The following is a 12316-nucleotide window of genomic DNA, read 5'->3' as shown; positions in this document are numbered from 1 at the left end:
ATTTCATGTAAGAAAAACACGAAACAAAGACTGCTATGACTCAACCCGGATTACACATTGCCATAAGCAGTGAGGCTTTGCACGCCCATATGAACAGGTAACCGACAGCAAACAACATGATATAAGGACGCGAAGGATGGTGCACGCCATGCTAACGGCTCCGTATTTTCTAACAATGCACGTTTTATAAAATGGTCAGTTTTATTCAACAATACAAATCCCATTTATTAACCAAAAAAAAGGCAAGTATGAAAAAAAACCTACGCCTTATGAAAGTGTGTGCTATGACCGGTCTGGCGCTCACTTCCATATTAGCAGACAGCGCATATGTGAAGGCAGCCGGCAATACCTGGTCGCCCACATCTTCATTCCGTAGCACATACCAGGAAAAAGAAATCAGCGGCATCGTAAAGGATGCCAAAGGCACCGCACTTCCCGGTGTTTCCGTACAATTAAAAGGCACCGTAAAGGGCACACAAACAAATGCACAGGGTGAATACCACATCAGCGCCAAAGCGGGAGATGTGCTGATATTCAGCTCTGTGGGATTTGAAGCAACAGAAGCAACAGTAGGCAGCAGCGCATCCTTAAATGTAAAGCTGAGTGATAATGTAAAAGGATTGAATGAGTTGGTAGTAACCGCACTCGGTGTGAAGAAAGCGGCCAAGTCACTCACCTACTCCACGCAGCGTTTAGGCAATGAAGAAATCTCTACTGTAAAGGATGCGAACGTCATGAACTCCATCAACGGTAAAGCAGCCGGTATTACGATCAGCAGGAGCAGCTCCGGCGTGGGTGGTTCCGTAAAAGTAACTTTACGCGGTAACAAATCTGCGCAGAGTTCCAACCAGCCGTTGTATGTAATAGATGGTATTCCAATGACCAACTATACCACGCAACAACCTAACAGCACCTGGGGTGGCGATGGTGTAACCACTACTTCTCCCGGTCGCGACGGAGGTGATGGTATTTCCAACCTGAACCCGGATGATATTGAAAGTCTGACTGTACTGAAAGGCGCTTCCGCAGCAGCATTGTACGGCAGCCAGGCCGCAAATGGCGTTATCCTGATCACCACTAAAAAAGGCAAATCCGGTATTTCCAAAGTAGAAGCTTCCAGCGGCATTACCCTGGATAAAATTGCCTACTCTCCAAAATTCCAGAACTCCTATGGTCCTGAAACACCTAACTCTTCCCAGAGCTGGGGTAAAGGCATCAGCGGTGGCCATGACAATGTGAAGGAATTTTTCCGCACCGGTAATACCTGGATCAACTCCGTAAATTTCTCCGGTGGTACCGATAAAGCACAAACATTCTTCTCTTATGCCAATACCAGCGCCAGTGGCGTAATGCCAGGCAATGACCTGAAACGTAATAACTTTACTTTCAGAGAAACTGCCAAATTTCTGAACGACAAATTAGCGCTGGATGGTAACGTAAATGTGATCACTCAAACGTTGAATAATGGTCCTGTAAATGGATTGTATTTCAACCCGCTTACCGGTTTGTACCTGTTTCCAAGAGGTAATGATATTACGCCATTCAAAAACCAGTATACCCGGTTTGATAAAACCCGGCAGCTGGATCTGCAGAACTGGCCTTATGACGAAGATCTGCAGCAAAATCCTTGGTGGATCGTCAACAAAAATCCAATAGAAGCCAAACGTAACAGAACACTGGCCAGCGTTTCCGGCAAGTATGATATCAACGACTGGTTATGGGTACAGGCCCGTGGTAATATTGACCGCACCAACGATACTTACGATGCACATATGTATGCAGGCACACAAGGTACTTTGTCTGGTCCCAATGGCCGCTACATTACCAGCGATCTTACTACCACCCAATTGTATGGTGATCTGATCCTGAACCTGAATAAGAACTTTGGCAACTTTAAGCTGAATGCACTTGCGGGTACCAGCATCAACGACCAGCAAACAAAAGGTATGACCGGAGAATCTTTCACCGGCGACTTATCGGTAGCAAATTTCTTCGTGTTACAGAACATGACTGCCGGCAGCCAGATTAATACCGTTCCAAATAACCACTCACAATTACAAGCTGTATTCGGCAGCGCCAACCTGTCTTTCAAAGACCTGTTGTTCTTAGACGTTACTGCGCGTAACGACTGGTCCTCCAACCTGTCGTTCACACCGAATGGTTCTTATTTCTATCCTTCCGTCGGTTTATCCGCTATGCTGCACCAGTTGTTTAACATGCCGGAGCCGGTAAGTTATGCGAAGGTGCGTGCATCGTATGCGATGGTAGGTAACACGGTTCCTATTTATGTAACTAACCCGTTGAGCAGACTCGGTGCTGTTGGTGGTACTTTCGCCTTTAACAACCGTGCACCATTCAGCGATCTGAAACCTGAAAAAACAAAATCGCTGGAATTGGGTACCGAATGGCGTTTCCTGCAGAACAGACTTAGCCTGGATCTGACCTATTACAAAACAAACACCACCAACCAATATTTCCAGATAGCCGTACCACCGGGAACCGGTTACAGCTTCCGCTTCATCAATGCGGGTAATATCCAGAACGCGGGTGTAGAAGTATTGTTAGGTTACAACGTCATTAAAACAAGTCACTTCAGCTGGAATACTACTATCAACTATTCACAGAACAGAAATAAGGTAATTGAGCTGGCGCCAAACATTGATCAGTTTGTACTTACAGAAGCAGGTACCAATAACTACTCTTCTATCCTGGCCAAAGATGGTTCTTATGGCGACATCTACGGTACTATCCTGGCCCGTGATGAAAATGGTAAAGTGATCATCAATAAAGATGGTAAACCACTTACTGTTGCCAATAAGCTGATCGGCAATCCAACTCCGAAATGGCAGGGCGGATGGAGCAACAACCTGTCTTACAAAAACTTTACGCTGAACTTCCTGGTAGACGGCAAATTTGGTGGTAAGGTAATGTCACTCACACAGGCTATGCTGGACAAATACGGCGTATCTGCCGCTACCGGTGACGCCCGCAATAACGGCGGCGTAACGGTTGACGGCGTGGATGAAGTGAGCAAAAAGCCTGTTACCAAAGTGGATGCAGCTGCCTGGTATGGTGCAGTAGGCGGTCGTGACGGCGTTACCGGTGAGTACATGTATGATGGTACTGTAGTAAGATTGCGTGAAGCATCTCTTGGTTACAGTGTTCCATCCAGTGCACTGGGTCATGGTTTTGTGAAAAGCATACGTATGACGCTGATCGGAAGAAACCTCTGGTACATTTCCAAAAAGGCGCCCTATGATCCTGAAATCACCATGTCAACAGGTAATGGTCTTGCCGGGGTTGATATATTCAGTATGCCTGCTACCCGTAGTTTTGGCTTTAGTCTGAATGTTGGATTTTAATGATGTTCACCTTTAAATCAAAGCAGATGAAAAAGATCAGATTCAAACTATATACACCTTTAGCGGCTATTGCGTTGATAGCGGGTACCCTGGGCATGAGTTCCTGTACCAAAAATTTCGAGAAATACAACACAGACAATACAGGACTCAGCGAAGAAGACCTGAAAGCGGATTTCAACTTTATTGGTGGGTTCTTTCCCCAGATACAGTCTTCCATTTATTTCAACTTTGGTAATACCACGGCCGACTTCCAGTTACAACAGAACCTGAATGCGGATGCCTACTCCGGTTATCTGACCGCTCCGCACGACTTTCAGAGTAATCAGAACAACATGTCGTATAAGATGATTGATGGCTGGAATAACTCCACTTTCAACCTGGCTTATAACAATGTGATGGCGCCTATTTATGAAATCAAACGCAGAGGAGCACAAACCATTGCGCCGGATTTCTGGGCGATAGCGCTGATCCTGAAAGTAGAAGCCATGCATCGTGTAACGGACGTTTACGGTCCGATTCCCTACAGCAGTTTCGGCAGTGGCGGTACTACTTCTGCTTATGATCCTCAGTCGCTGGTATACGACCGGTTCTTTAAAGAACTGGATACGGCTAATACTACGCTGACGAATTTTGTAAAGGCGAATCCAAGCTTAACGCCTTTTGCAAAATTTGATATGATCTATGGTGGTGATTACAAGCAGTGGATCAAGTTTGCCAACTCCTTACGTTTACGTTTGGCGATCCGTATTGCAAAAAGAGATGGCGCCCGTGCAAAAGTGGAAGGAGAAAAAGCGTTGGCAGATGCAGGTGGCCTGCTGGAAATCAATAAAGACAACGTAAAGGTTTCCGGATTTGGCTTAAGACATCCTTTATTCACCATTGTTACGGCCTGGTCTGACTGTTCAATGGGTGCGGCGATGGAATCATTCCTGGTTGGCTATAAAGATCCCCGTATTTCCAAATACTTTGATCATGCCACGGCTTATGCGGGCAAATACAAAGGTATTCGCATCGGCAGTTACATCACACCGAAGCCTGATTATACCGGCTATTCAATACCTGCCGTAAATGAAACCAAAACTTTCACCAACAATACACCTATCCAGCTGATGGTAGCTGCAGAAGTTTATTTCCTCCGTGCAGAGGCTGCATTGAGAGGCTGGGCAAAGCCCGGCGGAAGTGCACAGGAACTCTATGAAAAAGGTGTAAGTGTATCTATGGGTCAGTGGGATGCAGATGCGGTAGCTATTTCCAACTACCTGGCCGACAATACCAGCAAACCCATTGATTATGTAGATCCACGGAATGCGGTGAATAACGCCAAAGCTACCACCAGTATCACTATCAAATGGAACGAAGCCGGTGGCTTTGAAGAAAAGCTGGAACGCATCATCACACAGAAATGGATTGCAGGCTTCCCTGAAGGACAGGAAGCATGGTCTGAATTCCGCAGAACCGGTTATCCTAAACTGTTTACGGTAGTAAACAACAACAGTGGTGGCGCCGTGAATACCGATATCCAGATCAGAAGATTACCATTCCCTAACACGGAATATACATCCAACAAAGCAGAGGTAGAAAAAGCAATACAGATGCTGGATGATAAAAAAGACAGTCCGGGTTCCCGTTTATGGTGGGATAAACCGTGATATTATTCAACTTTTTATTTTGAATCGCGTGCATAAAAAAGGCCGGTCCTGTTGAGGACCGGCATTCCATAAAAGCGGTTCTTTAAATATTTCGCTTAGCATTCAATCAACAAAGGTCACATTCAAATTACATCGCCGTTGGTATTCCTGCTGACGGATTTTTTTTAGAGAGAACAAATATTTTTTTTCATAGGAATTGGGGTTAAAAAAAGCCGGTCTTTAGTAAGACCGGCTTTTCTGTGTAATATCATTTATTAAAAAACTGGTGGAAGAACAACAGCTGGTATTTAATCGCATTGCCCCAGTATTGCCAGTTATGTTCTCCGGGCCTTTCCGTATAGTCGTGGTCAATACCTGCCAGTAATAATTTCTGATGGAGGTTTCTGTTCACGTCGATGAAGAAATCTTTCACACCGCAGTCGATCATAATAGCCAGGGTGCCTTGCTTCAGCCCTTCCACCTGTTTAATAACCGTATAGTCGGTCCAGTTAGCGCCGTCGGTTCCCGGGGGGCCGAGGCGTTTAGCCAGCTCCCAGTTTTTCGGGAAAGGGCGAAAATCCACGCCTCCGCTCATGCTGCCGGCAGCGCCAAACATATCGGGATGGCGAATGGCCAGGAACAGCGCGCCATGTCCTCCCATGCTTAAACCGGTGATGGCTCTGTGTGCCGGTTCTGGCAGGGTTTGATAATGCTGATCTATATAAGCAGGAATTTCTTTTGACACATAGGTTTCGAACCGCATGGAGCTGTCTACCGGGCTATCGAAGTACCAGCTGGTAACGGCGCCATCGGGGCATACGATCATGCATTGGTAGGCATCGGCCAATTCTTTTATTACCGGAACATTGTTTACCCAGTTGGCATAATTTCCGCCTGCGCCATGGAGCAGGTATAGCACGGGGTAGCGTTGTGTCGCGTTTTTATAGGAACCGGGGGTGATCACCACACATTTGTAGGCACGGCGCATTTTGGCGCTGGGAATATTAAGGGTATCCACATTGGCGGCCCTGGTGGTTTGTGCCAGGCATACCAGTAATAAAAGACAGGCTAGTTGCTTCATAACGTATGCTTTTAAGAAAGATCGCAAAAAATAAGGCGGCTGCCATCCGGGATGACAGCCGCCACAAAATATAAAATAGCTGCTTATTTTGTATTTGCTTTCTTCATGGGGTTATCGCCGGTAGAAGCGCCCCGTACGGTTCCGGCTGCCTTAAACAGCTCAAACCTGGAAGGGGTGGCCTCCCGCGGCCAGCTGTTATTGCTTTCATCGATATCGGCGGTTTCGCGTAACGGATCCAGTTTTACGGCTACTACCTGTTTGTCTTTCGCAAACACTTTGGTCACTTCATTTTCATCTTTCCGCCAGATATAGGCAGAAATGCGATCCGTTTCTTTGGTTCCATCGGCAAATGTCCATTCAATAATGAGTGGCATCACGAGGCCGCCCTTGTTGGAAAAGGTAAGCTGGTAGAAGTTTTTCCTGCTATCGTACAGGGCTTTTTCTTCCGGGCTTAAGCTGCTGTAGAACTGGTTATAAGCAGCTTTATCTTCCTGGCTTACTTCAAAACGGTTCCATTTACTGTAGAAGTCCTGCAGACTGGTGTCCTCGTCTACTGCATATTTCACACCGGCGGCTTTATTCTTTTGCCTGGCCACATGATCCATATTTTTATCATAGGCTGCTTTCTCGGCTTTGGCTGTTTCGTTCGGGTCTTTACCATCCATCCTGTACCATTTTACGCTGTCCAGGGAGATGTCTACCGGCTCGGTACCAAAGAACCATCCGCGCCAGAACCAGTCCAGGTCTACTGCGGAAGCATCTTCCATTGTACGGAAGAAATCCGCCGGGGTAGGATGTTTGAATGCCCAGCGCCTTGCATATTCCCTGAAAGCAAAATCAAACAGTTCACGTCCCATCACTGTTTCACGTAAAATATTGAGGGCGGTAGCCGGTTTGGCGTAAGCGTTTGGTCCAAACTGCACGATGTTTTCAGAGTTTGTCATAATCGGCTCCAGCTGATCTTTCGGCATCTTCATATAGTCCACAATCTTATGGGCGGGTCCGCGGCCGGAAGGGAAATTGCTGTCCCATTCCTGTTCCGCCATAAACTGGCAGAAAGTGTTCAGTCCTTCGTCCATCCAGGTCCACTGTCTTTCGTCGGAGTTCACGATCATAGGGAAGAAATTATGTCCTACTTCATGCGTGATGACGCCGATCATACCATTTTTGGTGGCTTCGGAATAAGTACCGTCTTTATCAGCGCGGCCGTAGTTAAAGCAGATCATCGGGTATTCCATACCATTGGCCGCTTCCACGGAAATGGCCACAGGATAAGGATAAGGGATGGTATGTTTGGAGTAGGATTTTACCGTGTGTGCCACTACTTTGGAAGAATACCGGCGATAGAGCGGATAAGCTTCGGGCCCATAGTACGACATGGCCATTACTTTATTGCCTTCCACGTTGGCGGCGAGTGCATCCCATACAATGCGGCGGGATGACACCAGGGCAAAGTCACGTACGTTCTGTGCTTCGTATACCCATGTTTTGGTACCGGCAGCGTTGCCCTGCATTGCCTTCCTGGCTTCGTCGAGGGTAACTACTTCCACCGGTTCCTTGCTGGTTTGCGCCTGTTGCCAGCGCTGGTATTGCGCGGGCGTGAGCACTTCCTTATAGTTCTGGCATTCGCCGGTAGCACCTACCACGTGGTCGGCGGGAACGGTCATGCGTACACGAAAATTACCGAAAGTGAGTGCAAATTCTCCCCTGCCGGTAAACTGTTTGTTTTGCCAGCCCTGAAAATCGGAGTATACTGCCAGTCGTGGATACCACTGGGCAATGGTGTACAGGTAGTTTTTATCTTCCGGAAAATATTCATATCCACCGCGGCCACCTACCGTCATACGGTCGGAGATGTTGTACCACCAGGATACTTTGAAGCGGTATTTTTCGCCGGGCATCAGTGGTTTAGGCAGATCGATGCGCATCATGGTCTGGTTAACCGTATAAGGCAGCGCTTTCCCGTCGGCATCCGTGAGCTTTACAATCTTCACCCCCAGGTCTTTCGTGGGCGGCAGCAGGCTATTCAGTGTAGCCATCGTCATTTTATCTGACATGCGGCTACCATCAAACTGCCGGTTATCACTTTTCGGATCGTGTTCATTTTCGTCGAGCTGCAACCACAGGTAGGTCAGCGGATCGGGGGAATTATTGAAGTAGGTAATCGTTTCGGCCCCGGTGAGCTTTTGCCTGGCGTCATCCAGCTGTGCGTCTATTTCGTAGTCAGCGCGTTGCTGCCAGTATTTTGGACCTGGTGCGCCGGAGGCCGAGCGGTACATATTCGGCGTTTGCAGCATTGTACCGAGTTGTTCAAAGCGGTTGCCATGATTGGAGCCCGGGTTATTCTGCGCGTTCAGCGATATTACGCTGCAACACAGTACCCCGGCGAGGTAAAGATAATTTCTCATAAACAGTATTAAAAAAAGAGTGCTCTTACGCCTTGTATCACCATTAAAAACGCCATTCCAAATGTTGCCGATGAAAGAAACATATTCCAATCACGGCGTTTTAACTGCCCGATTTTCACGATAATGGTCGACAGGAGCAGTATACACATCACAATGATGATTTGCCCGAATTCCAGCCCCAAATTAAATCCCAGGAGTGGTTTTACGATATTTGCCTGGCTGCCCAGCAAACTTTTCAGATAATTGGAAAAACCCAGTCCGTGAATCAGTCCGAAAAACAGGGCATAGAAATAGTTTAGTTGTAACTTTTGCGGTTCCTCATCTTTCCGCAGGATATTGGACAAAGCTGTAATACAAATAGTAACCGGTATCAGGAATTCTATAATTGGTCCGGGTATCCGTATAATATGTAATACGCTTAATGCCAGTGTGATAGAATGACCAATGGTAAAAGCTGTTACTAAAATCAGCACTTTTCTCCAGTCACACAGCAGGTAAATGGCGCTCAACGCTATTACAAAGAGAATGTGATCATATGCATCCCAATTTATAATGTGTTGCCACCCCAGCTGAAAATACAACTCGTCCATTGCCCTACTTTCTATAATTTTGGTAAGTATAAAGCGTAAAAGTTAAAATTTAAAAAATTTATAGTCCAGTGGGTTTATTATTATGTAAATGGTGGATGACCTTATGGCTTACTGCCTTCCATCCCTTTTATGCAAGTGTGACGGAGATTTCCCATAATGCGGATAAAAAAGAGCTGCAGGTGAGCTGCCGTATTTTTGCCGACGACCTGGAAAACACATTGAAAGCGCAGTATAAAACAACGTTCGACATCAGCCGCCCTGCCAACCGCAAACAGGTGGAAGATTACATTGCCGCATACCTGTCGCAGCATCTTATCATTACATTGGACGGCAAAAATGTACCGCTTCATTTTATCGGCTATAAGATAGAAGAGGACGCGGTATGGAGTTTCCTGGAAGCGGAAAACGTGACTACGCCGAAGAAAGTGCAGGTACGAAATAATGTTTTGTATGAGCGCCATCCAACGCAAACGAATATGGTGCATGTGCTGGTAGGCGGTGAGCGGAAAAGCGCGAAGCTGGATAACCCGAAGGATATGGCGGTGATGGGGTTTTAGCGCAGCTATAATAACATGATAATCATTATGATACATACTGTATCAGGCTTAAAAAAAATCGAAAATTTTCTCTTCCTTTTTAGTGTAGAAAAGACGAGATTAAATGAAATTCCGTAAATTGCAGGAATGAAACCAACAATAACAGTCATATCAAGAGAGAATAAAAAAGCGCTTGAGGCCATCAAAAGGCTTCATGAAGCTAAGTCTTCGTTGCGTGACTACATTGCAAAAGGTGGTTCCGTAAAAGACTATAATCCTAAGAAAAAGAAGCTTGGTTAAACCTTACCAATTCAGCTCTAATCCTTTCCCCATAGAAATTAACGTTGATTATCAGTTTGAGACATGTAATGGCCATATCTATAAGATTACTTTTATAGAGGCCACGAGGATTATTGACATACTTGATGATCTACCTGTAATTTCAAACGCAATTTATGTAATCGTAGATCCTGTTTACATTAAAGGGGACCTTAATCTGGATATAAGAATCGGCTCAACAATAATCAGCATCATTAAAAATTACCTGATTGGAATTGACCATTTTTCTATCCTGGTGTTCAATTGTGATATCTCCGATGGGCGACAAATAAAACGACATCACAAATTTGATCGTTGGTTTCGCACCTACGCAGCAGATCTTAATTTTGAAAAAATGGATGAAGAAATACTGGAGCCAGACGCCACCGGAAACGGCTACACATCCACATTCATTTCAATACTTTTCGCGGCCAATCATCCGCGCAGAACTATTATTTTAAAAGAGTTATCGATTCTGAGGTCTTCCATCGGCGCGGATAAACTCAGATAGTTTGTCTCAAAAAATTTTGGAGTTTCTTATTTATCCTTTGCAAAAAACATAAAAAGTCTCCCATGGCAAAGCCGTGTGCCTGGATGATCTGTATGTAAAACCTGCATATCGTGGAAAAAACATCGGTACCAACTGCGACCTTCCGCCACAGTAAACCCACTAATTCCTGTTATCAAGAAACTTCACCGGCTTACGGCTATTTTCCGGGAATTGCATCCGCATTATATCCTGCTGACTGGTATACCGCACCTGTGGTATCACCCGCAGTTTAGCCTGGAGATATGATTTTATTTTGCGGTCCATTTCTTCTGATTCTTCCCTGGGCCAGAGGTGTAACAGTATTTCATCTGTTCCCAGTTCGTTGGAAAACACTTCTACTACAAATTCTTTTACATCTTCCATATCAGCTAACAGGTCAAACAAAGCTGGTGGATACAGGGTGGTGCCTTTGTATTTGATCATCTGCTTTTTACGACCTATTACGGGAGATAGCCGTAATGTATGCCTGCCGCAGCTGCAGGTATCATAATGATACTGACAGATATCGCCGGTTTTATAACGCAGCAGGGGCATACCTTCTACGCCAAGTGTAGTAATCGTTACCTCTCCTTCTTCCCCGGGCGCTACGGGCTGGTTATTTTCATCCAGCAGCTCTACATACAGTAATTCGGGATGATGATGTCCCCCATTTCCGGCACTGCATTCTGTGAACGCCGTTTGCATTTCAGTAGACGCATAAGTGGAATACAGTTTAATATTCCATTGTTCTGTAATCTTCTTACCCAATACATTCAGCGAAAAATCAGTATTACGGATATTTTCACCAATACATATGGCTTTCTTCACAGAAGTGCGGTTAATATCTATCTGGTGTTCTTTTGCGTAGGCTATGAGCTTTACAATAAAAGAGGGCACGCCTACAATGGTGGTGGGTTGTATACGTTGTATATTTTCCCATTGCATGCTGGGGACGCCAGGACCCACACGCAATACGCCTGCGCCCAGTTTGCGGATGCCGTTGTAATAAGCCATGCCGGCCATAAACTGCCGGTCGAGCGTGAGCATAAGCTGGTATATATCACTGTCGGTGCCATCGGCGCAACAGAAAGAAATGTATTCGTTATAGCTTAAACGCTGCAGGTCTTTTTCAGTTAAAGCAATGATCACCGGCCGGCCCAAAGTACCGGAGGTTGTTGTGTATTCAGCGATCTTACTTTTATCCACACACAGGAACTCCCAGTTGTGTTCCTGCAGGTCTTCTTTGTTAACAGGAGGAATCAGGGAGAATGCTTCCAGCGACTGAACTTCATCGGCAGCAATACCATGCTTTTTAAACCACGCTTTATAGAAGGGTGAAAATTCACGTAAATAGCCCAGCAGGCGCATTACCTCTTTTTCCTGGTAAGCCCTGATAGCTGTTTTCGATTGTAGTTCAATGTCGGGTATATACATCTTTTGAAAATTACGAATTACGAATTACGTAATCCCTTTTATTAACCTTCTATAATAACCATCGCCACGGCGGCATTCTTTTCATGGGATAAAGAAACCCATATTGTTTTTATACCCAGCAGGGCATACCTGTCTGCACCTTTGCCAATTAAAAAAATCTCCGGCTTCCCGGCTGCGTCGTTACGCACTTCTATTTCATCAAAATTGATTCCGCCATTTCCCCAACCTGTTCCAAATGCTTTCAGCATGGCTTCTTTAGCGGCAAAACGGGCAGCATAGCTTTCTGCGGGCACGGCCTGTTGTTCGCAATAACTGATTTCAAAAGGGGTGAATACCAGGTTACGGAACCCCTCTCCTTTTGCCAGCTTTGCGGCGATGCGCGGTACTTCTACAATGTCTGTTCCAATACCAATAATCATGTAGCTGTTAG

General features: G+C 45.7%; 10 protein-coding genes. 5 read left to right on the top strand and 5 right to left on the bottom strand.

Features of this window, described 5'->3' with window-relative positions; all coding sequences use genetic code 11:
• The first annotated feature begins 248 nt into the window (after positions 1 to 248).
• A complete protein-coding gene (locus KE626_RS05745) occupies positions 249 to 3362 on the top strand; it encodes a SusC/RagA family TonB-linked outer membrane protein (RefSeq protein ID WP_211971906.1) in 3114 nt (1037 codons plus the stop codon).
• Between the two features lie 26 nt (positions 3363 to 3388).
• Positions 3389 to 5011 carry a RagB/SusD family nutrient uptake outer membrane protein gene (locus KE626_RS05740; protein WP_211971905.1) on the top strand — a complete coding sequence of 541 codons (1623 nt, stop codon included), beginning with the start codon at positions 3389 to 3391 and terminating at the stop codon, positions 5009 to 5011.
• 247 nt (positions 5012 to 5258) lie between these two features.
• Here KE626_RS05740 and KE626_RS05735 read toward each other — a convergent pair whose 3' ends face one another.
• The 3 genes from KE626_RS05735 to KE626_RS05725 all read right to left on the bottom strand — a co-directional run bounded on the left by KE626_RS05735 (position 5259) and on the right by KE626_RS05725 (position 9069).
• On the bottom strand, positions 5259 to 6071 hold the full coding sequence (locus KE626_RS05735) for an alpha/beta hydrolase (protein ID WP_211971904.1): 813 nt from the start codon (positions 6069 to 6071) through the stop codon (positions 5259 to 5261).
• Between the two features lie 83 nt (positions 6072 to 6154).
• Positions 6155 to 8479 (bottom strand): M1 family metallopeptidase, encoded by a 2325-nt coding sequence (locus KE626_RS05730; protein ID WP_211971903.1) that lies wholly within the window; start codon positions 8477 to 8479, stop codon positions 6155 to 6157.
• Between the two features lie 8 nt (positions 8480 to 8487).
• Positions 8488 to 9069 carry a HupE/UreJ family protein gene (locus tag KE626_RS05725; protein ID WP_249207286.1) on the bottom strand — a complete coding sequence of 194 codons (582 nt, stop codon included), beginning with the start codon at positions 9067 to 9069 and terminating at the stop codon, positions 8488 to 8490.
• Positions 9070 to 9137: 68 nt separating this feature from the next.
• Between KE626_RS05725 and KE626_RS05720 the strand changes: the two genes are divergently transcribed.
• From KE626_RS05720 to KE626_RS05710, 3 genes are all read left to right on the top strand, one after another.
• Positions 9138 to 9626, top strand: a complete 489-nt coding sequence (locus tag KE626_RS05720) for a DUF6702 family protein (protein WP_211971902.1) — start codon at positions 9138 to 9140, stop codon at positions 9624 to 9626.
• Between the two features lie 126 nt (positions 9627 to 9752).
• Entirely contained in the window at positions 9753 to 9905 is a 153-nt protein-coding gene (locus KE626_RS05715) for a hypothetical protein (protein WP_211971901.1), read from the top strand.
• Positions 9898 to 10434 (top strand): DUF6169 family protein, encoded by a 537-nt coding sequence (locus tag KE626_RS05710; RefSeq protein WP_211971900.1) that lies wholly within the window; start codon positions 9898 to 9900, stop codon positions 10432 to 10434. The genes KE626_RS05715 and KE626_RS05710 overlap by 8 nt, the downstream gene beginning before the upstream one ends.
• A 159-nt stretch (positions 10435 to 10593) precedes the next feature.
• Here the strand turns inward: KE626_RS05710 and flxY are convergent, their stop codons facing one another.
• Together flxY and acpS are read right to left on the bottom strand one after the other, a co-directional pair.
• Positions 10594 to 11886: a flexirubin biosynthesis putative acyl-CoA ligase FlxY gene (gene flxY, locus KE626_RS05705; protein WP_211971899.1), complete on the bottom strand. Its 1293-nt coding sequence runs from the start codon at positions 11884 to 11886 to the stop codon at positions 10594 to 10596.
• Between the two features lie 41 nt (positions 11887 to 11927).
• Positions 11928 to 12305, bottom strand: a complete 378-nt coding sequence (acpS, locus tag KE626_RS05700) for a holo-ACP synthase (RefSeq protein ID WP_211971898.1) — start codon at positions 12303 to 12305, stop codon at positions 11928 to 11930.
• Positions 12306 to 12316 lie beyond the last annotated feature (11 nt).

It is taken from the genome of Chitinophaga hostae (genome assembly GCF_018224885.1).
Classification (GTDB): Bacteria; Bacteroidota; Bacteroidia; order Chitinophagales; family Chitinophagaceae; genus Chitinophaga; species Chitinophaga hostae.
This window is presented reverse-complemented; position numbering and strand designations above follow the sequence as displayed.

What these genes read in the sequence shown, in the direction of transcription:
- KE626_RS05740 (WP_211971905.1), top strand. Translation starts at nt 3,389, where the DNA reads ATGAAAAAGATCAGATTCAAACTATATACACCTTTAGCGGCTATTGCG.
- KE626_RS05745 (WP_211971906.1), top strand. Translation starts at nt 249, where the DNA reads ATGAAAAAAAACCTACGCCTTATGAAAGTGTGTGCTATGACCGGTCTG.
- KE626_RS05725 (WP_249207286.1), bottom strand. Translation starts at nt 9,069, where the DNA reads ATGGACGAGTTGTATTTTCAGCTGGGGTGGCAACACATTATAAATTGG.
- acpS (WP_211971898.1), bottom strand. Translation starts at nt 12,305, where the DNA reads ATGATTATTGGTATTGGAACAGACATTGTAGAAGTACCGCGCATCGCC.
- KE626_RS05730 (WP_211971903.1), bottom strand. Translation starts at nt 8,479, where the DNA reads ATGAGAAATTATCTTTACCTCGCCGGGGTACTGTGTTGCAGCGTAATA.
- KE626_RS05735 (WP_211971904.1), bottom strand. Translation starts at nt 6,071, where the DNA reads ATGAAGCAACTAGCCTGTCTTTTATTACTGGTATGCCTGGCACAAACC.
- KE626_RS05715 (WP_211971901.1), top strand. Translation starts at nt 9,753, where the DNA reads ATGAAACCAACAATAACAGTCATATCAAGAGAGAATAAAAAAGCGCTT.
- flxY (WP_211971899.1), bottom strand. Translation starts at nt 11,886, where the DNA reads ATGTATATACCCGACATTGAACTACAATCGAAAACAGCTATCAGGGCT.